The sequence below is a fragment of the Halomonas sp. ALS9 genome (genome assembly GCF_001651035.1).
GTDB lineage: Bacteria > Pseudomonadota > Gammaproteobacteria > Pseudomonadales > Halomonadaceae > Vreelandella.
The window spans coordinates 1-222 of the sequence record NZ_LXRG01000085.1; the positions used below are offsets into that span (position 1 = coordinate 1).

Consider the following 222-nt stretch of genomic DNA (forward strand, 5'->3'; position numbering starts at 1 on the left):
GCCCCGGAGTTTAACGTCCAGAATGCGATCATAGTCTTCGGTCAAGATCTCTTCGAACTTACCCTGCTGAGTAATACCAGCGTTATTGATGAGCACATCAATGCGGCCGAATTTATCCATGATCGCCTTCGCTAAATTGAAGCAATCATCACGATTCGCTACGTTTCCAACCACTACTAGCGAGCGCTCTGGGTCAAACTCGCTGCTCACCTAATCGCAGGC

1 protein-coding gene is annotated in these 222 nt (G+C 49.1%); it reads right to left on the reverse strand.

The window, feature by feature from the left end; genetic code table 11:
- Positions 1-210 (reverse strand): SDR family NAD(P)-dependent oxidoreductase (locus A6R74_RS23050; RefSeq protein WP_121499363.1); only part of this gene is annotated, 210 nt, incomplete at its 3' end.
- Positions 211-222 lie beyond the last annotated feature (12 nt).